Origin of the sequence: Trichloromonas sp. (assembly GCF_041583255.1) — a bacterium.
Lineage (GTDB): Bacteria > Desulfobacterota > Desulfuromonadia > Desulfuromonadales > Trichloromonadaceae > Trichloromonas.
Genome location: NZ_JBFHGD010000015.1, coordinates 1 through 21,905, shown reverse-complemented (window position 1 = coordinate 21,905; position 21,905 = coordinate 1). Strand labels below are relative to the sequence as shown.

General features: G+C 60.7%; 22 protein-coding genes. 16 read left to right on the top strand and 6 right to left on the bottom strand.

What is annotated here, in order from left to right:
* Positions 1–29: 29 nt before the first annotated feature.
* The 4 genes from ABYV89_RS02415 to ABYV89_RS02400 all read left to right on the top strand — a co-directional run bounded on the left by ABYV89_RS02415 (position 30) and on the right by ABYV89_RS02400 (position 3,936).
* Positions 30–467, top strand: coding sequence for a Fur family transcriptional regulator (locus ABYV89_RS02415; protein WP_432821328.1), 438 nt, complete (start codon positions 30–32; stop codon positions 465–467).
* A 58-nt stretch (positions 468–525) separates the two neighbouring features.
* The gene (gene feoB / locus ABYV89_RS02410; RefSeq protein WP_432821327.1) at positions 526–2,487 is read left to right on the top strand and encodes a ferrous iron transport protein B; all 1,962 of its coding nucleotides are present in this window, start codon (positions 526–528) and stop codon (positions 2,485–2,487) included.
* Positions 2,488–2,671: 184 nt separating this feature from the next.
* The gene (locus tag ABYV89_RS02405) at positions 2,672–3,319 is read left to right on the top strand and encodes a metal-dependent transcriptional regulator (protein WP_432821326.1); all 648 of its coding nucleotides are present in this window, start codon (positions 2,672–2,674) and stop codon (positions 3,317–3,319) included.
* A 104-nt stretch (positions 3,320–3,423) separates the two neighbouring features.
* Complete coding sequence (locus ABYV89_RS02400) at positions 3,424–3,936, top strand: peptidylprolyl isomerase (protein WP_432821325.1); 513 nt, start codon at positions 3,424–3,426, stop codon at positions 3,934–3,936.
* Between the two features lie 82 nt (positions 3,937–4,018).
* On the opposite strand, the gene ABYV89_RS02395 is transcribed toward ABYV89_RS02400, so the two are convergent.
* The 3 genes from ABYV89_RS02395 to ABYV89_RS02385 form a co-directional block, all read right to left on the bottom strand.
* Complete coding sequence (locus ABYV89_RS02395; protein WP_432821324.1) at positions 4,019–4,408, bottom strand: cytochrome c3 family protein; 390 nt, start codon at positions 4,406–4,408, stop codon at positions 4,019–4,021.
* Positions 4,409–4,430: 22 nt separating this feature from the next.
* Positions 4,431–5,960, bottom strand: coding sequence for a flavocytochrome c (locus tag ABYV89_RS02390; protein WP_432821323.1), 1,530 nt, complete (start codon positions 5,958–5,960; stop codon positions 4,431–4,433).
* Between the two features lie 457 nt (positions 5,961–6,417).
* Entirely contained in the window at positions 6,418–6,612 is a 195-nt protein-coding gene (locus tag ABYV89_RS02385; protein WP_432821322.1) for an FAD-binding protein, read from the bottom strand.
* On the opposite strand from ABYV89_RS02385, the gene ABYV89_RS02380 reads away from it, so the two are divergent.
* The gene (locus tag ABYV89_RS02380) at positions 6,559–6,735 is read left to right on the top strand and encodes a hypothetical protein (RefSeq protein WP_432821338.1); all 177 of its coding nucleotides are present in this window, start codon (positions 6,559–6,561) and stop codon (positions 6,733–6,735) included. The two genes, ABYV89_RS02385 and ABYV89_RS02380, sit on opposite strands and share 54 nt — an antisense overlap.
* Positions 6,736–6,844: 109 nt before the next feature.
* On the opposite strand, the gene ABYV89_RS02375 is transcribed toward ABYV89_RS02380, so the two are convergent.
* Complete coding sequence (locus ABYV89_RS02375) at positions 6,845–8,443, bottom strand: aspartate:alanine exchanger family transporter (protein ID WP_432821321.1); 1,599 nt, start codon at positions 8,441–8,443, stop codon at positions 6,845–6,847.
* A 247-nt stretch (positions 8,444–8,690) separates the two neighbouring features.
* Here ABYV89_RS02375 and leuB point away from each other — a divergent pair, with 247 nt between their 5' ends.
* From leuB to ABYV89_RS02330, 9 genes are all read left to right on the top strand, one after another.
* The gene (gene leuB / locus ABYV89_RS02370) at positions 8,691–9,779 is read left to right on the top strand and encodes a 3-isopropylmalate dehydrogenase (protein WP_432821320.1); all 1,089 of its coding nucleotides are present in this window, start codon (positions 8,691–8,693) and stop codon (positions 9,777–9,779) included.
* Positions 9,780–9,882: 103 nt separating this feature from the next.
* A complete protein-coding gene (locus ABYV89_RS02365; RefSeq protein WP_432821319.1) occupies positions 9,883–10,902 on the top strand; it encodes an aspartate-semialdehyde dehydrogenase in 1,020 nt (339 codons plus the stop codon).
* 71 nt (positions 10,903–10,973) lie between these two features.
* The gene (locus ABYV89_RS02360) at positions 10,974–11,762 is read left to right on the top strand and encodes an energy-coupling factor transporter transmembrane component T family protein (protein WP_432821318.1); all 789 of its coding nucleotides are present in this window, start codon (positions 10,974–10,976) and stop codon (positions 11,760–11,762) included.
* Positions 11,763–12,497, top strand: coding sequence for a tRNA pseudouridine(38-40) synthase TruA (gene truA, locus ABYV89_RS02355; protein WP_432821317.1), 735 nt, complete (start codon positions 11,763–11,765; stop codon positions 12,495–12,497).
* Positions 12,498–12,633: 136 nt separating this feature from the next.
* Entirely contained in the window at positions 12,634–13,062 is a 429-nt protein-coding gene (gene rplM / locus ABYV89_RS02350) for a 50S ribosomal protein L13 (protein WP_432821316.1), read from the top strand.
* A 21-nt stretch (positions 13,063–13,083) separates the two neighbouring features.
* The gene (gene rpsI, locus ABYV89_RS02345; protein ID WP_432821315.1) at positions 13,084–13,476 is read left to right on the top strand and encodes a 30S ribosomal protein S9; all 393 of its coding nucleotides are present in this window, start codon (positions 13,084–13,086) and stop codon (positions 13,474–13,476) included.
* Positions 13,477–13,569: 93 nt separating this feature from the next.
* A complete protein-coding gene (argC, locus tag ABYV89_RS02340) occupies positions 13,570–14,607 on the top strand; it encodes an N-acetyl-gamma-glutamyl-phosphate reductase (RefSeq protein WP_432821314.1) in 1,038 nt (345 codons plus the stop codon).
* A 17-nt stretch (positions 14,608–14,624) separates the two neighbouring features.
* Complete coding sequence (locus ABYV89_RS02335) at positions 14,625–14,819, top strand: DUF6485 family protein (protein ID WP_432821313.1); 195 nt, start codon at positions 14,625–14,627, stop codon at positions 14,817–14,819.
* Positions 14,820–14,851: 32 nt separating this feature from the next.
* Positions 14,852–16,627, top strand: a complete 1,776-nt coding sequence (locus ABYV89_RS02330) for a YgiQ family radical SAM protein (protein WP_432821312.1) — start codon at positions 14,852–14,854, stop codon at positions 16,625–16,627.
* A gap of 1 nt (position 16,628) precedes the next feature.
* Here the strand turns inward: ABYV89_RS02330 and ABYV89_RS02325 are convergent, their stop codons facing one another.
* Both ABYV89_RS02325 and ABYV89_RS02320 read right to left on the bottom strand, forming a co-directional pair.
* Positions 16,629–18,857 (bottom strand): diguanylate cyclase, encoded by a 2,229-nt coding sequence (locus ABYV89_RS02325; protein ID WP_432821311.1) that lies wholly within the window; start codon positions 18,855–18,857, stop codon positions 16,629–16,631.
* Between the two features lie 16 nt (positions 18,858–18,873).
* Positions 18,874–20,913, bottom strand: coding sequence for an HD domain-containing phosphohydrolase (locus ABYV89_RS02320; RefSeq protein ID WP_432821310.1), 2,040 nt, complete (start codon positions 20,911–20,913; stop codon positions 18,874–18,876).
* Between the two features lie 352 nt (positions 20,914–21,265).
* On the opposite strand from ABYV89_RS02320, the gene ABYV89_RS02315 reads away from it, so the two are divergent.
* Both ABYV89_RS02315 and ABYV89_RS02310 read left to right on the top strand, forming a co-directional pair.
* On the top strand, positions 21,266–21,451 hold the full coding sequence (locus tag ABYV89_RS02315; RefSeq protein WP_432821309.1) for a DUF2065 domain-containing protein: 186 nt from the start codon (positions 21,266–21,268) through the stop codon (positions 21,449–21,451).
* 89 nt (positions 21,452–21,540) lie between these two features.
* Positions 21,541–21,905: S-adenosylmethionine:tRNA ribosyltransferase-isomerase (locus tag ABYV89_RS02310; RefSeq protein WP_432821308.1), on the top strand; the 365-nt coding region annotated here is incomplete at its 3' end.

The window sequence follows — 21,905 nt, the reverse complement described above, 5'->3', positions numbered from 1 at the left end:
GAAAACCAATTTCAAAGGGGCGGTGTCAAATGGGAGAGAGAAAACAGGTTTTTCGCGATTACCTGAGCCAGCAGGGGCTCAAGTCGACCCGCCAGCGGGAAATCATTCTCGATGAGTTTCTCCGCTGCGACTCGCACCTGTCGACGGAAGACCTCTATCTCAAGCTGCGCAAGAAACACCCCGGGATCGGCTATGCCACCGTTTACCGCACCCTGAAGATTTTTTCCGAGTGCGGTATTGCCGCAGCCCGCAATTTCGGTGACGGCCAGACCCGCTACGAGTCGACCACCTGCGAAGAGCATCACGACCACCTGATCTGCAAGGAGTGCGGCGCCATCATCGAATTTGAGGATCCCCGCATCGAACAGCTGCAGGAACAGGTTGCCAGGGACCACGGTTTCACCATTGTCAGCCACCGTCTCGAAATTTTCGGCCTCTGCGCCAAGTGCCAGAAACAGGCACCTTGATTTTTTTTGATTAGCCATTGAAAATGATTGTCAATCTTAGACTTCGGAAACGATAAGAATGTCTTCTTCTGCAACGCATCACGAAGCCCGCAAGATTATCCTGGTAGGCAACCCCAACGTCGGCAAGAGCGTCTTGTTCAATGCCCTGACCGGTGCCTACACCACGGTTTCCAACTACCCCGGCACCTCGGTCGAAGTCTCCCGCGGCCATTGCGAGATCGCCGGCCGTCGCTGCGAAGTGCTCGATACGCCGGGCATGTACGCGCTGCTGCCGATCACCGAGGAAGAGCGGGTCGCGCGCAAGATCCTGCTCGAAGAAAACCCCTTCGTGGTACTTCACGTGCTCGACGCCCGCAACATCGAGCGCATGCTTCCCATGACCCTGCAGCTGATCGAGGCGGGGCTGCCGGTGATCCTGGTGGTCAATATCATGGACGAAGCCGAGCGCATCGGCATGTCCATCGACATCGGCCTGCTGCAGGAAAAACTCGGCATCCCGGTCATCGGCGCGGCCATGGCACGAAAGCGGGGGCTGAGCGAAATCCGGGCGGCCATCGCCGGTTTCGACCGTGAACACCGGGCGCGGTTCGGCTACTCGAGCGACCTGGAGCGGGATATTCTCAAGGTCGCCTCGCTGCTGCACGGCGAGTACCTGCTCGACCGCCGCGCCCTGGCGCTGCTGCTGCTGCAGAAGGACGAGGAAATCCAGGAGCGGGTGCGCACGCGGGAAGCGGGCGCAACCTCCGCCATTGAAAAAGCGGTGAAAGAAATCGTTTTCGAGCGGCGGGTCGATCTGCATCTGCGCATCAGCCTGGAGCGCAAGCGGATCTGCAAGGGGCTGCTCGACGGCGTGGTATCGCAAAAGGAAGGGGGCGCGCCTCCCTTCAGCGAGCGGCTTTCGGCCTGGACCATGAATCCCTGGACCGGCTTCCCTCTGCTGCTGGCGGTGCTCTATTTCGGGCTGTACCAGTTTGTCGGCGGCTTCGGCGCCGGCACCATCGTCGACCTGCTCGAGGGGAGCCTGTTCGAAGAGATCATCAATCCTTACGCTATCGCTCTGGCGGACCGGTTTCTCACCTGGAGCTGGCTGCATGAATTGATGGTCGGCGAATACGGCATCTTTACCCTCGGCGTCCGCTACGCCGTCGCCATCGTGCTGCCGATCGTCGGCACCTTCTTTATCGCTTTCTCGGTGATTGAAGATACCGGCTACTTTCCCCGCCTGGCCATGCTGGTCGACCGCATTTTCAAGAAAATCGGCCTTAACGGCCGGGCGGTTATTCCCATGGTGCTCGGCTTCGGCTGCGACACCATGGCTACCATTGTCACCCGCACCCTGGAGACGGTGCGCGAGCGGGTGATTGCCACCGTGCTGCTGGCGCTGGCCATCCCCTGCAGCGCCCAGCTTGGCGTCATTTTAGGCCTGCTTGCCGAGGTTCCCGGTGCGCTGGTGGTCTGGTCGTTGTCCCTGACCCTGGTCTTTCTGGTCATCGGTTTTTTGGCGGCCCGCCTGGTGCCGGGTGAGCGGGCGATGTTTTACATGGAAATCCCCCCGCTGCGACTGCCGCAGCTGCGCAATGTGCTGGTCAAGACCCTGACCCGCATGCAGTGGTATTTTCTGGAAATATTCCCCTTGTTCATCATTGCCTCGATCCTGCTGTGGGCCGGCAAGTTGACCGGCGCCCTCGACTGGCTGGTCAGGGCGATGACCCCGGCGATGTACGCCCTCGGCCTGCCGGCCGATGTGGCCCCCGCGTTCATCTTCGGCTTCTTCCGGCGCGATTTCGGCGCCGCCGGCCTCTATGACCTGCAGACCTCCGGCCTGCTCGACCCGGTGCAGCTGACCGTCGCGGCCGTGACCCTGACCCTGTTCGTTCCCTGCGTGGCCCAGTTTTTGGTCATGCAGAAGGAGCGCGGCTGGAAGGTCTCCATCGGTATCTTCGTCTTTGTCACCCTGCTGGCCTTTACTTCGGGCTGGGCGCTGAACAAGCTGCTGCTTCTTACGGGAGTGCTGGCATGAAGTGCGGATTCTGCAACCGGGAAATTCCCGCGGACCTGGTACAGAAGCCCTGCGGCCTGTGCGCGGGCGGCTGCCGCAAGATACACTGCCCCTATTGCGGTCATGAAAATCCGGCGACGCCGGCCTACTTGCGGCGCTTTGCTGAAAACGATAAGAAAAATGAAAATGGAGAGGATAGGAATCAATGAAGCTTTCTGAAAAAGCCGAAGAAATTCTCGAGGCCCTGTGGATCGCCACCGAGGAGGAGGGGGACAACGCCGCCCAGCTCTCTGCGCTCGGCGTTGCTGCTGATGACCAGGCGCTGCAGGAGCTCGACCGGATCGCCTACGTCGAGATCAAGGGCGAACGGGTCTACCTGCGTCACGAAGGCCGCGCCGATGCCCGCATGAGCGTCCGCCGGCATCGCCTGGCCGAGCGCCTGATGATGGATATCCTCGACCTCAAGGGGGCTTCCGGCGACGAGCGGGCCTGCGAGTTCGAACACCTGCTGCGCCTCGGGGTCGACACCAAGCTCTGCACCCTGCTCAATCACCCGACCACCTGTCCCCACGGCAAACCGATTCCGCCCGGCGAATGTTGCGAAGCGGCGCGGGCCAGCGGCGAAACCGGGGTGGTCGCCCTGACCGAGCTCAAGGCCGGCGAAAACGGTGAGATCGCCTACCTGTCGACCTCCGATCCGAAAAAGATGCAGAAGCTGATGAGCATGGGGGTGCTGCCGGGCAATAATCTGCTGCTCAGCCGCACCTATCCCACGTTCATATTCAAGGTCGGCAATTCCGAGTTCGCCGTCGATGATGAACTGGCCCGCGAGATTTTCGTGCGTAAAGGCTGAACCTGTTAGCGGGGCCGGGGCCGATGGCCGGATGTTAAAGGCTTGCCCCCCAGCGGCTGGATCGTTATAATCGGCCCGTTTTTCATTCCAAATCGAGGTGAGTCATGAGCGCATCGAATCCCCTGGTCCAGATCGACACGTCGCTGGGCGAGATCATTCTTGAACTGTTCGCCGACAAGGCGCCTGTTTCCGTCGAAAATTTCATCGCCTACGCCAAGGCCGGCCATTACGACGGCACCATCTTCCACCGGGTCATCAAGGGTTTCATGATCCAGGGCGGGGGCTACACCCCGGATATGCAGGAAAAGCCGACCCGCGAGCCGATCGTCAACGAAGCCCGCAACAAGCTGAAGAACAAGACCGGCACCATCGCCATGGCCCGGACCTCTGAGGTCGACAGCGCCGCCGCCCAGTTCTTTATCAACACCGAGAACAACAAGTCCCTCGACAACACCGGCACCAGCGAGCAGGATTTCGGCTACGCGGTCTTCGGAGAGGTGGTCGACGGCATGAAGGTGGTCTACACCATCGAGCAGCAGGCGACCGCGACTTTGGCCGGCCATGCTGATGTGCCGAAGGAGCCGATCGTGATTTCCGCTGTGACAGTCATCGACTGAAAAGAAGCGAATTTCCAGAGACAAACGGCCAGTCACCCGATTACAGGTGACTGGCCGTTTTGTGTTTGTTGCAGGCTAACTGTTAATTCTTGAATTTAGGGTATTTGAAGGTGTGGCACCCCTGGCAAAGCGGCTTGATTTCCTGGTGCTCGCCGTGGCACTCCATGCAGGGCACGTCCTTGCCCCAGTGCATGTTGTTGTGGGGGTTCTGCCACTTCTCATTTTCGGGGCGGGCGGTCGAGGTCACCAGCTTTTCCAGGTCGTGGCACTTCAGGCAGACGTCGTCAGTGGGCAGGCCGGATGGCTCCTGGCTGCCGTGACAGGCAACGCACTTTTCGCCCTTGTAGAGATCCGCATGATAGGTTCTTCCCTCGAAGTCGCCGTACTTTGTCAGCGTCTGCCCAGCCCAGCTGGTGCCGGCGACAAAGACGAGCAACATCACAAGCATGATTTCTTTTCCGTATGTTTTCATGACTTCTCCTTGTCGACCCTGGTTAGGCTTCCATCATCGTTTTGGCGGCGGTCATTCCCATGACCATGCAGTCGGGAATGGAACAACTGCCCAGGCGGCTGAGGCCGTGCACCCCTCCTGCAACTTCGCCGGCGGCATAGAGGCCGGGGATCGGTTTCCAGGTAAAGGAGTCGAGGACACGGGCCTGAATGTCGATCCGGGCGCCACCCTGGCAGTAGTGAACCTTGGGCCAGTTGCGGATGACGACAAAGGGGCCTTTGAGGTACTTGTCCTTGGCTTTTTCCATCGGCTTACCGAACTGCTTGTCCTCGCCGGCCTTGACATAGCCGTTGTATTCCTCGACCTGGGCCTTGAGCGGCTCGAGGGGGATGTTCCACTTCTTGGCGATTTCCTCGAGGTTGTCGAACTTCCAGCCGACCCCGTACTTGAGCACCTTCTCCATGGTCGGATGATCTTTGGCGTGCTCGTAGCTGGTGATGGTGATCGGCGGCAACGGATTGCCCTGGTCGTCACGGTTGGCCAATTGGGCATCGGAGCGGACCTTGCGGTCGGCGATCTCGTTCATGAAGCGGCGGCCGGTTTTGACGTTGACGGAAATGGAGTGGGCGAAATTGTAGATCGAGTAGTTGGAGACATAGCCGAAGCCTTCCTCGTCGGGGGAGGCCCAGGGGCCGGTCTGGATGTGAGCCATGTGGACCGGCACGGCGCCGACCCGGAAAAGCTCGAGCAGGGCTTCGCCGGTCGAGCAGGGCAGGTTGGTGGTGCCGACTTCCTCGGTCAGGGTCGGATCCTCCGAAGAGCGCAGCCCGACATTGCTGGCAAAGCCGCCTGTTGCGATGAGCACGCCGCGCTTTGAGCGAACATGGATCGGGGAGCCTTCTTCGCCGCGGCCGAAATAGTAGCCCTGCAGAATTCGGGCGCCGACCACGGTGCCCTTGTCGTCAAAAACGAAGCCGTCGAACTTGGCGCGGTTGACCAGTTTTATGCCGAGTTTTTTGCACTCGTTGATTAGCGGCTGGGTGATTCCAGCGCCGCAGGCAACGGTGGTCTGGTAGGTGCGCGCCACCGAATGGCCGCCAAGCTGCTGCAGGTAGGGGAAATACTCGGATCCGGCATCCAGGGTCATCTGCAGGGCCTCTTGGGCATGTTTGGCGATGTGCAGCAGCAGATCTTCGTAGGCGATGCCACGGCCGGCCTTGATCTGATCCTGAACCATGATCTCCGGGGAATCCTTGATCCCCTCTTTCTGCTGCAGCGGCGAGTTGGGAACGGCAAACAGGCCGCCGTTGATCGAGGAGTTTCCGCCCAAGTAAGGCATTTTTTCGAAAATGACGACATCCTTGGCCCCGAGACGCTTGGCCTGGATGGCCGCGGCCAGCCCGGCAAAGCCCGAGCCGATGATGACGAGCTCATGCTCCTTGTCCCACTTCACTTCGCTGCTTTTGGCCGATACCGCCAGAGCGGGGCCGGCCAGGGTGACCGCTGCGCCCGCTACACCCATACCGACCAGGAATTTGCGGCGATCTTCCTGATGCCCGTTTTTTTCCTTCATGCCTTGACCTCCCATAATGTGGTTGTCTCCCCTTTTTCGGGAGCAGGGTGCGGCCGGGTTTTTCGAGTTGCGTGATCGGGGGCCCGGACCGGCTTGGTGTGATTTATGAGCTTTTAATGGACCTCGTTGGCCGACTGACCCCACTGGTGAGAGGGGGCAGTCGGCCAAGTATTAACTTCGTATAACCTATCGAATGATCGAAGAATGTCAAAAAATAAGATGAAATTTGGCGTGCCGGTGGTTCGCTATGTTCCGTTGCCGGTCGATGGGGTGAGAGTAGCACTTGAAGGATTGGTGCCGTTAGGGCAGGTATCGGGGTATTGTCGGGTAAAAAAACATACCCGATGGCACGGGGTCGGTTTCGGCGAAGTTGGAATATGGCAGCGTGTCGCGGTTGGCGACCGTTCAGTCATGCCGTCCGAGGTTGATGGGGCTTGAGGTGGCGACGTGATGATTTTCAGCCATCGCAGGCCGCGGCGTTGCGTCCGGCAATGCGGCCGAAGACCAGGCGTTCGACAATGGCGGTACTCCCCAGGCGGCTGGCGCCATGAGCGCCTCCGGTGACCTCCCCGGCGGCATACAGACCGGGGACAGGTCGATGGTTCTGCAATGCGAGTACCTGGCCATGGTCGTTGATTTGGATGCCGCCCATGCAATGATGGACCTTGGGCAGCAGGCGGATGGGGTAGAAGGGGGGATGTGCGATTGGCTTGAGGTCTTTGGCCAGCGGTTTGCCAAACTCGGCATCGCGCCCATGGTCATCGATAGATGGTAGCGCTCCAGGGTCTCCCGCAGGGCCCCAAGGTTTACGGCGATGTTCAGATAGGTGAAACGGCCTTTCTCAATCTTATTTACAGATTACTTCAGGGAAGGGGCAATGGCGGTCAAGGCAGGATCATCAGCAGCACCTTGACCGCCAGGATTTTGCTGATCAGGGCCACGGGGTAGACGGTGGCGTAGGCGGCCGGGGCGTAGGGGGTGGCAGAGAGGGTGCCGGCGGCGGCCAGGCCCGAGGCGCTGGTCATGCCGCCGACCAGCACGCCGAGCAGGCGCAAAAAGCGGATGCGCAGCCACCAGAGGCCGACCAGGGCGACCAGGATGACGGGGATGAGGGTGACCAGCACGCCGGAGAGCAGCAGGGTCAGGCCGTGTTCCTGCAGGGTGGCGACGAAGGAGACCCCGGCCGAGGTGCCGACCGCGGCCATGAACAGGGCCAGCCCCAGGTCGCGGATCAGCCGGTTGCCGGCTGAAGGGACATCCCAGATCATCGGCCCGGTCTGGTAGAGGGCGCCGAGGACGAGGCCGGCCAGCAGGGTGCCGCCGGTGGTGCCGAGGGTCAGCGGGCCGACCACCGGCAGCGGCAGGGTGATGCGGCCGAGCAGAAAGCCGAGCAGCAGGCCGACCAGGATCGGCAGCAGGCTGATGTCGTAGGTGGCTTTCAAATCGTTGCCGAGCATCCGGCTGATGTTGCGCAGGGCCCGCTCGTCGCCGACGGCGTGCAGTATGTCGCCGAGGTGCAGGCGGGTGTTGGCGTCGGCCGGCAGGTCGATGCCGTTACGGGTGATGCGGGCCACCTGCACGTTGAAGGTTTCGCGGAAGTTGAAGAACCCGAGGGTGGAGCCGGCGAACTTGCGCTTGGAGACGACGATGCTCTTCTTGGTCAGCATCCGCTCGAAGGCGATTTCCTTCTCCACCGGGTGGCCGATATAGAGCTGCACCTTTTCCAGGTCGGCGCTGCGCCCGACCACCCGCAGATGATCCCCCTGCTGCAGCACGGTGTCGGCGCCGACCAGCACCGGTTCGGTGGCTCCCTTGTGCAGCAGGCGGGTGAGGGTTACCGGGGCGATGCTTTTGAGGAAAATGTCGGCGACCCGTTTACCGAAGAGGTTGGGGTTGCTGACCTCGATGTGAACAAAGGTGATCGGCGGGTTGTCTGCGGCCAGTTCCCGCGACAGGCGGTCTTCCTCGCTGGCGATGTCGGCGCGCAGCAGGCGCGGCAGCAGCTTGATGAAGACCGCCATGCCGATGACGCCGAAACCGTAGGTGACGCCGTAGGCGGCCGGAGCCCGGTCGTGGCCGACGATTTCCACCGCGGCCGCCAGCGACGGGGTGCTGGTCATGGCCCCGGAGAGGAGCCCGGCGCCGGTGCCGGCGTCGAAGCCGAAGAGCCGGCAGCAGGCCCAGGTGACCAGGGTGCCTATGACAGCCATGAGGATCACGCCGGCCGCCATGGGGATGCCGTGGCTGCGGAACGAGCTGGCGAAGCCGGGCCCGGCCTGCAGGCCGATGGCGTAGATGAACATGGCCAGGCCGATGGTCTGCACCCCCTCGGGGAGGGTGAGGCCGACATGGCCGAAGGCCAGGGCCACGAAGATGATCGCCGAGGGGCCGAGGGAGAGGTTCCACAGGCGCACCTTGCCCAGCAGTTCGCCGAGCACGATGATCAGCAGCAGGATGAAAATTTGATTGTGCAGAAGAGTCATGTTGAATCGGGTTTAGGTTGCAGGGATGAGTGTAAAGGGCGATGGGCTAAGGTTTAGCGCATGCCGCCCGCGATGTCCAGCGTTAAACCCCGGGCGGTAAATCGCAGGTCGGTCGCCGGGTTTGCCCAAAAAACGTTTGACAAATATTTTGTCCCTTATCTATAGTGACAACCGTTTGAAAAATCTGTCTTTTTTTTGTTTACCCGGCTTTAAATTTATTTTGTATCGCTAAAGGAGAAGAGCAGGCATGGCAAAGACATACAAGGTAGCAGTCCTTCCCGGCGACGGTATCGGCCCCGAGGTGATGGCCGAAGCGCTGAAGGTTCTCGATGTTATCGAGGCGAAATTTGACGTTAAATTCGAGCGCACCCACGCCAACGTCGGTGGCGCCGGCATCGATAAAGAGGGCAAGGCCCTGCCGCAGACCACCATCGATATCTGCAAGGCTTCCGACGCCATCCTGTTCGGCAGCGTCGGCGGCCCCAAGTGGGAGAGCCTGCCCCCGGACGAGCAGCCCGAGCGCGGCGCCCTGCTGCCGCTGCGGAAGATTTTCGGTCTCTTCTGCAATCTGCGTCCGGCGATCATTTTTCCGGCCTTGACCGGCGCTTCGAGCCTTAAGGAAGAAGTTATTTCCGGCGGTTTCGACCTGCTGGTGGTTCGCGAGCTGACCGGCGGCATCTATTTCGCCCAGCCCAAGGGGATTGAGGGCGAAGGCCCCGCCCGGACCGGCTTCGATACCATGAAGTATTCGGAAGCCGAAATCGAGCGGATCAGTCACGTCGCTTTCCAGGCGGCCCGCAAGCGCAGCAAGAAGGTCTGTTCCATCGACAAGGCCAACGTGCTGTCGACTTCGGTCGTCTGGCGCGAAGTCGCGACCCGCATCGGCAAGCAGTATCCCGATGTCGAGCTGTCGCACATGTATGTCGACAACGCCGCCATGCAGCTGGTGCGCTGGCCCAAGCAGTTCGACGTCATGCTCTGCGGCAACATGTTCGGCGACATCATTTCCGACGAGGCCGCCATGCTGACCGGTTCCCTCGGCATGCTTCCTTCGGCCTCGCTGGCTGAAGGCACCTTCGGCATGTACGAGCCTTCCGGCGGCAGCGCCCCCGACATCGCCGGGAAGGGGATCGCCAACCCCATCGCCCAGATCCTTTCGGCGTCGATGATGCTGCGCTACTCCTTCGGCATGATCGAGGCGGCCGACGCCGTTGATGCAGCGGTGGAGAAAACCCTCAACCAGGGTTACCGCACCGGCGACATCTTTCAGAACAAGGCCGGTGAAAAGAAGGTCAACACCGTGGAAATCGGCGCGGCGATACTCGCCAATCTCTAGATTGCACCGTCATAGGTCTGGGGCACGGGGAACTGGGGTTCTTCGTGCCCCTGTCTTTTAAATATCTACCCCCCCAATTTTCCAAGCGAAGGAGTTTCATTGCATGTCCAGACTCTTCAATGTGGCCGTCGTCGGCGCGACCGGTGCCGTCGGCCGGCAGATGCTCGAAATCCTCGAAGAGCGTAAATTTCCGGTCGGTGAATTGCGGCTGTTGGCCTCGGAGCGTTCGGACGGCGATTTTATCGACTTTCGCGGCGAGCCGGTCATGGTGCAGAAACTCTGTTCAGATTCGTTCAAGGGGATCGATATCGCCCTCTTCAGCGCCGGCGGGGAACGCAGCGCCGAATTCTGCCCGATCGCGGCGGCGGCCGGGGCGGTCTGCATCGACAACTCAAGCGCCTGGCGCATGGATGCCGAGGTGCCGCTGGTGGTCCCCGAGGTAAATCCAGAGGCGATCGCCGGTTACAAGAACAAGGGGATCATCGCCAACCCCAACTGCTCCACCATCGCGCTGGTGGTGGCGCTGAAGCCGCTGCACGACTGCAGCCCCGTCCGCCGGCTGGTGGTGTCGACCTACCAGGCGGTTTCCGGCAGCGGCCAGAAGGCGATTGACGAGCTGCGGGTGCAGTGCGGCGAGCTGCTCAACGGCCGCCCCTGCGATTCCAAGGTCTATCCGCACCAGATCGCCTTCAACTGCCTGCCGCAGATCGACATCTTCGGCGACAACGGCTACACTCGCGAAGAGATGAAGCTGGTCTTAGAAACCCGCAAGATCCTGGCCGACGAATCGATCCGCATCACCGCGACGGCGGTGCGGGTGCCGGTCTTCTACGGCCACAGCGAGTCGGTGAACGTGGAGACGGTCGCCGCGATCCCGGTAGCCAGGGCCCGCGAACTGCTGGCGGCGGCTCCCGGCGTCGAACTGGTCGACGATGCGGCGGAGCAGGCCTACCCGATGCCGATCGAGGCCGCCGGGCAGGACCTGGTGCTGGTCGGCCGCATCCGCGCCGACGAGTCGTGCGACAACGCCCTCAACCTCTGGCTGGCGGCCGACAACCTGCGCAAGGGCGCGGCTACCAATGCCGTGCAGATCGCGGAAATTCTCGTCGAGAAATACATGTGATTGGTGATTGGTGATTGGTGATTGGTGATTGGTGATTGGTGATTGGTGATTGGTGATTGGTGATTGGTGCGATGGGTTTGCTTGATGACATAACCCTTGGGCGTTACGTGCCCGGCGATTCATTCCTGCATCGCCTCGATGCACGGCTCAAGCTCTGCGGTCTGCCGCTCTTCATTGTCGCCGCCTTCGCCGCACCGGAGCCGGGGCGGCTTTTCGGGCTCGCCGGCTGCGCCCTGGCGATGCTGCTGCTGGCGCAAATCCCCTGGCGCATCTGGTGGCGGGGGATCCGCATCTTTCGCTGGCTCTTTCTCTTCACCCTGCTGCTGCACCTGCTGCTGACTCCCGGGCGCACCCTGTTCGGCGTCGAGTGGCTCTCTTATGACGGCCTGCTGCGCGGGTCGACGGTCTGCGCCCAGCTGCTGCTGGCCATTATTTTCTCCTCGCTGCTGACTTTGACCTCAACGGTCGAGGCGCTGGCGGCAGCCGTCTCCTCGCTGCTGGCGCCGCTGCGGCGGTTTCGGGTGCCGGTCGATGAGCTGTCCTGGCTGCTGCAGCAGGTGCTGCATTTCATCCCGGTACTGCGCGAGGAATGTGCCGTCCAGATCGAAGCCTTCCGCTGCCGCGGCGAAGACCTGGCCCACGGCAGCCTGCTGCAGCGCGGCAGGGTGGCTGGACGGATGCTGGCGCCGCTGATGCTCGGCCTGGTCGACCGGGCCGACACCCTGGCCCACGAGGTGGCGGGCGGACGCCAAAAGATGGCGGATGCCGCAAGTATCGCCCAGCCTCCTTTGTCGGCGCAGGATATGGGGCTGGCTGCCGCCGGCCTGCTGGCGCTGGCGCTGATCTGGGGATTCTTATAAGTGAAAACCATTCGCCTGACCCTCGAATACGACGGTACCGCCTATGTCGGCTGGCAGGTTCAGCCCAACGGCCTGGCCGTGCAGCAGCTGGTCGAACAGGCCCTGGCCCGGGTGCTCGACGTGCCGGTGCGGCTGGTCTCTTCCGGGCGCACCGACGCCGGCGTTCATGCCCGGGGAATGGTCGCCCATTTCACAACCGCTCGCGAGCTGCCCATGGCCGCTTACCGCGACGGCGTCAACCGCTTTCTGCCGCAGGACGTGGCGGTGACCGAAGCGGCCGAGGCTGAGGCCGGCTTTCATGCCCGCTTCAGCGCCAGGGGCAAATGGTACCGCTACACCCTCTGCCTGACCCCGATCCGCTCTCCGCTGGCGGCCCGAACCTCCTGGCACCTGCGCAGCCCGCTCGATGAGCAGGCCATGGCTGAAGCGGCGAATGTCTTCGTCGGCCGCCATGATTTCGCGGCTTTCCGGGCTTCCGGCTGCGATGCCGCAACGACTGTTCGGGAAATCTACGCCGTCGAGCTGTCGCGGCAGGAGAACCTGCTGCATATCGACGTCAAGGGCTCCGGTTTTCTGCGCAACATGGTGCGGGTCATGGTCGGCACCCTGGTGGAAATCGGCCAGGGCAAGATGAGCGTCGCTGACCTGCGTCCCCTGCTGCAGGGGGGGCGGCGCGAAGGGGCCGGCAAGACAGCGCCGCCGCAGGGATTGTGTCTGATGGAAGTCTGGTATTGAGGGCGGCAGGCAAATTAATCCTGGTCATAAAAAAAGAGTAAAAAACCCTTGACATCGAAGGTGGGTTCCGCTAATTTCAGCTCTTCTGTGAGTCCCCGTTACCCAAATTCACAGTTTACGCATAGAGAGGAAGACGATGAGCACGCAAGTTGCCAAAGAGGCTGATATCAAGAGAGAATGGTTTGTCATTGACCTGGACGGTAAGGTCCTGGGTCGTGCCGCGACCGAAATTGCCCGCGTACTGCGCGGCAAGCATAAGGCCATTTACACCCCCAGCGTTGACACCGGCGACTTCGTCGTGGTGCTGAACGCCGCCAAGGTCCAACTGACCGGCAATAAGATGGCTGACAAGATGTACCACCGCCACACCGGCTATCCGGGCGGCATTCGTTCGATCAATGCTGAGAAGCTGATCGCGAAGAACCCCGAAGATCTGATCAAGAAGGCGGTCAAGGGCATGCTGCCCAAGAACAAGCTGGGTCGTCAGATGTTCCGGAAGATGAAGGTCTATGCCGGTGGCGAGCATACCCATGCCGCTCAGCAGCCCAAAGAACTCGTACTTTAAGATCGAATTTAGGAGATAAAGATGGCCGAGCAGAAGTTCTACGCGACCGGTAAAAGGAAGACCTCTATCGCCCGGGTCTGGATGAAGGCTGGGGCGGGGAACATTGTGGTCAATAATCGCGCTCTCGATGAGTTTTTCGGGCGTGAAACCTCGAAGATGGTTGTACGCCAGCCCCTCGAACTGACCGACAACATCGGCAAGTTCGACATTTCAGTCAACGTCTGCGGCGGCGGTCCTTCGGGCCAGGCCGGGGCGATCAAGCATGGCATTACCAAGGCCCTGCTCGAAGTGAATCCTGAACTGCGCGCTGTGCTGAAAAAAGCCGGGTTCATCACCCGCGACAGCCGCGTCAAAGAGCGGAAGAAATACGGGCGCGCCGCAGCTCGCCGCAGCTTCCAGTTCTCCAAGCGTTAATAGGTTTCTGCAGCCGGACTCGTTCCGGTTGTTACCTGAATGTCAGAAAAGGGAAACCCTCGGGTTTCCCTTTTCCTGTTCGAGGAGATTGCCATGATCAGGGTTGCTATTGTCGGAGCCAGCGGTTACACGGGAGTTGAACTCTATCGCCTGCTGGTCAACCATCCCGATGTCGATATTACCTGCGTCACCTCCCGGCAGAACGCCGGTGAGCCTTTTGCCGATGTTTTCCCTTCACTGAAGGGACGCACCGACCTGGTCTGCGATCCGGTCGAGGTTGACCTCGTCGCCGAGAAGTCCGATTTTGTTTTTACCGCGCTGCCCCATCAGACCGCGATGGAATTCGTTCCCGGCTTGCTCGCGGCAGGAAAGAAGGTGGTCGACCTGTCGGCCGATTACCGACTGCACGACGCTGCGGTTTACGAGGCCTGGTATCAGGCTCACACCAGCCCCGAACTCTTGGGCGAGGCGGTCTACGGTCTGCCCGAACTCTATCGGCAGCAGGTCCGGGAGGCCCGCCTGGTGGCCAACCCGGGCTGTTATCCGACCAGCGTCGCGCTGGCGCTGGCGCCGTTGCTCAAAAACGGCCTGATCGATCCAGGCTCGCTGATTATCGACAGTAAGTCGGGAACCAGCGGCGCCGGCCGCTCGGCCAAGGTCGACAGCCTCTACTGCGAGGTCAACGAAGGGTTCAAGGCTTACGGCGTGGCTAAACATCGGCACACCCCGGAAATCGAACAGACCCTGAGCGAATTGGCTGGCGAGCCGGTCGTCGTCAACTTCACTCCGCACCTGCTGCCGGTGAACCGGGGTATTCTGTCGACCTGCTATGCCAACCTCAAGCAGAAAGCCGATACTGCCGAACTGATCGATATCTTTGCCGCCCATTACCGGCAGGAACCGTTTGTCCGGGTTCATCCCGCCGGGAGCCTGCCCAACGTTGCATTCGTTCGTGGAAGCAACTACTGCGACCTGGGGTTGGTGAGCGATCCCCGTACCGGTCGGGTGATCGTGGTTTCGGCGATTGACAACCTGGTTAAGGGCGCCGCCGGCCAGGCGGTGCAGAACATGAACCTGATGCTTGGGCTGGATGAAGCTGCCGGGCTGCGGGTTGTGCCCCTGTTTCCCTGATTGGCCAAGGAGTTTTTATGGAATGCCTCTCCACCCGGTCCAAGGATCATTGCACCTGCACCTATACCGCCTGCGACAAACACGGCAATTGTTGCCAGTGCGTCCTGTATCATCGTGGCAAGGGGGAGATCCCAGGATGCTTCTTCACCAAGGCCGGCGAGCGCAGCTATGATCGCTCGGTAGCGGCCTTCTGCAAGGATCAGGACTCCTGAAACGGTCAGCAGAGGCCTCTGCATTCATTCCGATGTCCAGGGACGAAATGGCGGCGCGGGGATGGGACGAGCTGGATGTCCTCTTCGTTTCCGGCGATGCCTACGTTGACCATCCTTCCTTCGGCGTGGCCCTGCTGGCCCGCCTGCTGGAAGCCGAGGGATACCGGGTGGGGATCGTCGCCCAGCCGGATCGGCGTGATCCGGCCGCTTTGCAGGTGATGGGCCGACCCCGTTTGTTTGCCGCCGTTTCCGCCGGGGCCATGGATTCGATGGTCAATCATTACACGGCGGCGAAGAAGATCCGACGGGACGACGCCTATACTCCGGGCGGCAAGGCCGGGGCCCGGCCCAACCGCGCGGTGATCGCCTATACGGCAGCAGTCAAGGGGGCCTTCAAGGGGCTGCCGGTGCTGATCGGCGGCATCGAGGCCAGCCTGCGCCGGCTGGCCCATTACGATTACTGGGACGATGCGGTGCGGCGCTCGGTGCTGGTCGACAGCAAGGCCGATCTGCTGCTGTATGGCATGGCCGAGACGGCGCTGCTCGAAGTGGCCCGGAGGGCGGCGGCCGGTGAGGCGCTGCGGGAGATGAACAATATCCGCGGCACCGCATGGATGACGGCGCAGGCTCCGGAGAATTGCCTGCAGCTGCCGGCCTTTGCCGACGTGGCCGCAGATACGGCGGCTTTCGGCGAGGCCTTTCGACTGGCCGAGCGTGAAAACAACCCCTATGCCGCCAGGCCGCTGGTTCAGTTTCACGGTCCCCGGGCGGTGGTGGTCAACCCGCCGGCGCTGCCCTTGGGCGAAGCTGAGCTCGACCGGCTGTATGCCCTGCCGTTTCAGAAGCGTCCCCATCCGTCCTACCGCGAGCCGATCCCGGCTTTTGAGCAGATCCGTTTTTCAATTACCAGCCATCGCGGCTGCTTCGGTGGCTGCGCCTTTTGCGCGATTACATCACACCAGGGCAAGCTGATTCAGTCCCGCTCCGAGCAGTCTGTTCTCGACGAGATCGACCGCTTGACCAACGATCCCGAGTTTCGCGGTACGATCACCGATGTCGGCGGCCCAACGGCCAACATGTACGGGCTTGCCTGCGGCAACGAGTCGGCGAAAACCGCCTGCCGGCGCAGTGGATGTCTTTATCCGCAGCCATGCAAACACCTGGTCACCAAAGACAGCCGGGCGGTTCGGCTATTGAAAAAGATTCGCCAGCATCGGCAGGTCAAGCATACCTTTGTCGCTTCAGGGGTGCGTTACGATCTGCTGGAGCGGCAGCCGGATTACTTCGAGGATCTGCTGGTCCATCACGTCGGCGGTCTGCTCAAGGTGGCGCCCGAGTCGACCAGTGAGCAGGTTACTCAGGTCATGCGCAAGCCCGGCCCGCAGGCGTTCATCGATTTTCTCGAACAGTTCCGCCGGCGCAGCCGCGAGCTGGGACTGCGCCAGGCGGTCATTCCCTACCTGATAGCGAGTCATCCCGGCTGTACCCTCAGCGATATGGTCGACGCTGCCCTCTTTCTGCAGCAGCATCAGCTGCGGGTTGAGCAGGTGCAGGATTTTACCCCGACGCCGGGGACCCTGGCGACCTGCATGTACTACACCGGTCGCGACCCGTTGACCGGGGCGCCGGTGCACGTGCCGCGGAGCGAGCGGGAAAAAAAACTGCAGAAAGCCCTGCTGCTCTGGCATCTGCCGGAGAGCCGACCGCTGGTTGAAGAGGCTCTGAAGGGCTGCGGCAGGGAGAGCGCCGGCCGAAGCCTGCTGGGCGGGGCGAGCGGGAGAGGGGCGCGGAGGCGTCCGCGAAAATGAATCAATCGTTGTTTTTGGCGATCGGCTGGACGTAAAGGTAGGGGAGCGGGGGGGCTTGCGAGTTCCAGGCCACGGTGCGGTTGCGCCCTTCTTCCTTGGCCCGGTAGAGGGCCTGGTCGGCCAGGTTCAGCAGGTCACCGGTGTTGTCGCTGTCTTCGGGGAATTCGGCCACTCCCAGCGAAAGGGTGAGCTTGCCGCCCGGCTGGCTTATCTCGGCACCGGGGAAATTTTCTTCGGCGACACACAGACGCAATTTCTCGGCCGCCGCCCTGGCGCCCTCTTTGGTGGTTTTGGTCATCAGGATGACAAACTCTTCGCCGCCGAACCGTGCCGCCAGATCGATTTCGCGGATATTCTTTCGCAGGATCTGCGCAACCGTTCGCAGCACAGCATCCCCCTGCAGATGCCCGTGGGTATCGTTATAGCGTTTGAAGTGATCGATGTCGAGCATGATCAGGCTGAATTTCGAATGGTAGCGGCGGGCCAGGGCGCTCTCTTTTTCCAGGACGGCCTGGAAATGCCGGCGGTTGGCCAGGCGGGTCAATGGGTCGGTGTTGGACATCTCGCGGGTCTGGGTGTAGAGGTTGGCATTCTCGATGGCAATGGCGGCCTGGCCGGTGACGGCCTGAACCATCCGGATTTGCCGGTCGCTGAATCCGCCTTCGCTGTTCTTGTGCAGGTTGACGACGCCGAGCAGTTCGTTCTTGACCACCATGGGAATCGACAGCAGTGAACCGATAGTTACATTTTTGCCCTTGTAGTGAAGATTGCGCCGGTCGTCCTGGACCTTGCGCAGATGGATCAATTCGCGGGTCCTGGCGACTTCACCGGTAAGACCCTCATCGAGGCCGAACGAAACCCCATCCAGCAAGTTCAGTTCGACCCCCAGCGTCTTGCGTACCTGCAGTTTCCGCGTCTCCGTGTTGTGCAGCAGGAGAACGACCTCGTCGCAGGGGCCGACATCCTTGAGGATCTGCAGAATCCGGCTGAACAGGATGTCGAGATCGAGGGAAGAGAGCATCTCCTGGATCAGTTCGAACAGGGCCGACAGTTCGCTGACGTGGGCGGTGAGTTCCGTGTTGGTTTGCTCGATCTGGCGGTTCTTTTCGCCCAGGATGTTCTGGAAGCGGAGCTTGTCCTGAACCGAAGCCAGCATCGTTTCCTGGGTGACCTTTTCGTCATAGAGCGATTGCAGCTGGTCCGTCATCTGGTTGAACGATCGGGCGACCTGGCCGAGTTCGTCCGATGCGGCGGTTTCGATGTGGAAGTTCAGGTTGCCTCGACTGACGGCCTTCGTGGCGCGCATCAGGCGTTCAACCGGCCGCATGACCTGGCGCTGCAGCAGGTGGTAATAAAGGACCCCGCCGAGCAGCATGAACAGCAGGATGGTGGCGATTCCCCGGAGGGTCAAGGTGTTGACCAGGGCGTTCAGGTCGGTCATCGGGATTTCGGTGACCGAAAGGATCAGCTCCGAGCTTCCCAGGGGGATGGCGCTGAAAAGGTACCTGGTGGACCGGGGGGATGAACGGGTCAGGATGATCGGGGTGCCGTTGAGGATTCCTTCGAGTTGCTGTCGGGACAGAATCGGCGGGTTGTGACCGCTTTCGCTGGAACTGAGCACGTCGCCGTCTAGTGACAGCAGCGAGGTGCGAACCCCGAATCCGCTTGAGTGAGCCCTCAGAAAGGCTGGCTTTACCGGTGTCTGCAGGACCAGGACCTGTTTCGTCCGGCTGCCTCCGGGCAGAGGCGCCGCAAGGGCCAGAGACGGGAACGCGCCGAGGTCGGTGGCGAAGCGAAAGCGATGCCTGCCGCTGCGCGCGGCATGGTCGATCAGGTCGCGCAGGGACTGCGAGGGAACCTGTTCCAGGTCGTCGAAGGAGTAGAAGTCGATGGTGATATCGGCGCTGTCCAGCGTTTCAGTCAGGTGCTGCTGCTGAACGACCAGGTTTCCGCTGGTCCTGTCGTTTTCCGTGACCAGGGAGGCATAGCCGATCAGGTCGGCGTAGGTTTGAAGCAGGAGCTCCTGCTTTTTTATTTCCCGAAAAATGACGTCCTGGCAGGCAACCAGCCGTTCGTTGGCGGTCTTTTGCAGCGCCTGGGTGATCAGCAGCACGAAACTGACAGTGGCCACCGCGCCGAGCGACAGGAGGATCAGAAAAAAGGGCACCAGGATCTTGTGGCGAAGCGACCAGTTGCGGGCAGGATTCCGGATTTTTGTTTTGTTCGCCATCGGCACTCTCTCGCGGTTAATGGCGAAGGTTTCCGTTTTCGATCATGTCCAGAAAGGCCGCGGCAACCTGGGGGTCGAACTGGGTTCCGGAGAATTCCCGGATTTCGTTGACCGCCGTATCGAAGGAGAGAGCCTTGCGGTAGGGACGGTCGGAGGTCATGGCGTCGAAGGTGTCGGCAACGGCCAGAATTCTGGCCTCAAGGTGAATGTCTTCGCCGGCGAGGTTGTTGGGGTAGCCCTTGCCGTCGTAGCGTTCGTGATGCTGCTCGATGATTTTCCTGACGTTATTGAGGAATCGGATCGGTTCGAGGATTTTGACGCCGATCTGCGGATGCTGATGCAGGGTCTGGATGTTTTTTTCCGTCAGTTTCCCCTTTTTGTGCAGCAGGGCGACATCAATGCCGATTTTGCCGATATCGTGCAGGATGGCCGCCTGCTCCAGGCGGGCGATCCGCTCAGGGGACAGCTTGAGTCGCTTGGCCAGGGCCAGGCTGATGCGGGTGACCCGCTCCGAGTGGCCGCGCGTATAGGCGTCGCTGGCCTCGATAGCTGAAACCAGGGCCTGCACGGTGTTCAGGTAGGAGACCTTCTGGTCTTCGTAGAGTTGGGCGTTTTTAATGGCGACGCTGGCCTGGGCAGCAATGGTTACCAGCAGTTCGAGATCTTCCGGGTAAAAGGAAGAACTGTCGTGGCGGTTGGCCATGGTAATCGTGCCGATCGGTTCGTCCTTGATCATCAGGGGGGCGCAAATGACCGTCTCGCGGGTGAAGCCGAGCCGGCTGACCTTGTTGAAGTTGTCGGCGTCGTTGATGTTCTGGATCAGCAGGGGTTTGCGGTTTTCAATGACCCAGTGCGAAACGCCGCCGGATTCGAGGGGGATGCGCATGTTGGCGGCAGGAGCAACCGGCAGGCCGTAGGTGCCGTCGACGGTGAGTTCGTTGGTTTCCTTGTCGAGCAGCAGGATGTAGCCGGTGCTGGCTTTTACCGTTTCGACGGTTTTGCCGATGAGAAGCTGAAACAGCTTGCTCTGGTTCATGGTGGCGTTGATCGCCAGTCCCATGTTGTAGAGTGCGGAAAGGCGGTTTACCGCCTGCTGCAGGGTGGTGTTTTTGCTTTCCAGTTCTCCAGCCAGGTCGGCGATCCGGTAGTTGGCCTCCTCGATCTCCTCGATCCGTTCTTCGAGGGTCTTGTTGAGGTATTCAATTTCCTTGAGTCGCTCCTCCAGGGTCTGGTTCATCCCTTGGATCTGTTCCTGGTGGCTGAGCTTTTCTTTGCTGATGGTGATTTCCCGCTCCTGCCGGACCATTTCCTGGATCTGGTTTCGCAGCCGGTCGACCATTCGGTTGAATTTGTCGGAAAGCTGGGCCATTTCCTTGGAGGTGGTGATCGTGACGGACGCCAGGTCGAATTCACCGCGTTCGAGGTGGTTCATGGCCTTGACCAGGTTGCGGATGGGGTTTTCGACGTAGTAAAGAACAAAGCCGGTGATGGCCAGGATCAGGAACCCGAACATGAACAGCGACGAGGTCATGGTCCGGGTGCCAATCTGGCTCTGCAGGCTGACCAGTTCGTCGAGGGAAACGTGGATGCTGAGAATGCCGAGCACCCGCTGGGACTTGTCGTGGCAGCTGTAACAATCGGGTTCGTTGTGAATAGGAAGAATGCGGGCCTGGTACAGTTTGCCGTTGTGATCATGGGCGGTGGAGAGCTGCTGTGAACGATAGGCGATCAGGTCGATCGCGGGAACCAGGTCGCCGATACTTTCGGGGCTGCCGGCACGCAGGATGCGACCCGTTTCATCAAAGATCTGCACATATTCCAGCGACGGCTCTTTCTGGACTTCGGCCAGAATGTCAGCGACCCGGTCGTTTTCCCCGTTGCGCATGAAGGTGCTGACACTGTTTCGAATCGTGTCGCCGAGGATCCGGCTGTTCTGCAGGGCCAGTTGATTGAGGGTCTCGCGCTGGGTAACAAGGTGGTGCCAGATGGTCAGGGTCACAACCATCAGGGCGATGATCGTGGAGAGACCGAGGAATTTTGTCTTCAGCGAGTTCATCAAAATTCCCGGGGCAGGCCTGCAGAAAACCTGCAGAAACTACGGAGGTTGCACATCAGGATTGGTGAAGTTGAATACAACGGCAGAATCCTGTCAGCGATATGCCGGTATCGTTAGTGCAATAACCGAACATTTGAGTAAGCAACAGCGGGATATTCATTAATCCTGTTCGCAGGATAAACCGTTCTTAGCCTTGCCAGCAACGATTTTTTCTGCATTTGCAATTATTGCGACTCGTTCTTGACTGTTACCGCGCAAGGAACTAATATGTGCCGCTCCTGAGCAACGGAAAATGCTGCAAATTCACTGCCAATATTCTCAAAATAGGTATGCTTCTCACGGGGGGCTCTCCATGGAGTTTCTGCTGTCGGTTGTCGGGGTGGTGCTGATCGTTGAAGGCGTCCCCTGGTTTCTGTCGCCCGGGTCGGCAAAAAAGGCCCTGCGTCAATTGGCGATACTCCCCGAATCCTCACTGCGGATTCTGGGGGCGTTGCTGATGCTGGCAGGTTTGCTGGTGGTTTATCTGGGGGTCGGCTAGGGTGCCGAAAAAATTTGACTTTCCCCCCTGTTTATGGTTGATTTAGACCCGGTTTTTCCGGGTTCCGCGAGGTTTCTCGACAGGCTCTGATGCATCTGAATGATTTTGATTTTGAACTCCCCGAGGCGCTGATCGCCCAGTACCCGCCCGAGTCTCGCGAAGATTCACGACTGATGGTACTGAAGCGGCGCGAGCAGACAATCGACGCCGGCGCCTTTCACGATATCCTTGATTGTTTTGTGTCCGGCGACCTGCTGGTCTTGAACGACACCCGGGTGATCCCGGCCAGGCTTCTGGGCGAAAAGGAGAGCGGCGGCCGGATCGAGGTTTTTCTGGTGCGGCGCCTGGCGTCGAACGATGAAGACTGGGCCTGCCTGACCCGCTGCTCGAAAACGCCGAAACCGGGTGCCCGGCTGCTGCTGGGCGGCGAGATCGAGGCGATTGTGCTGCCGGG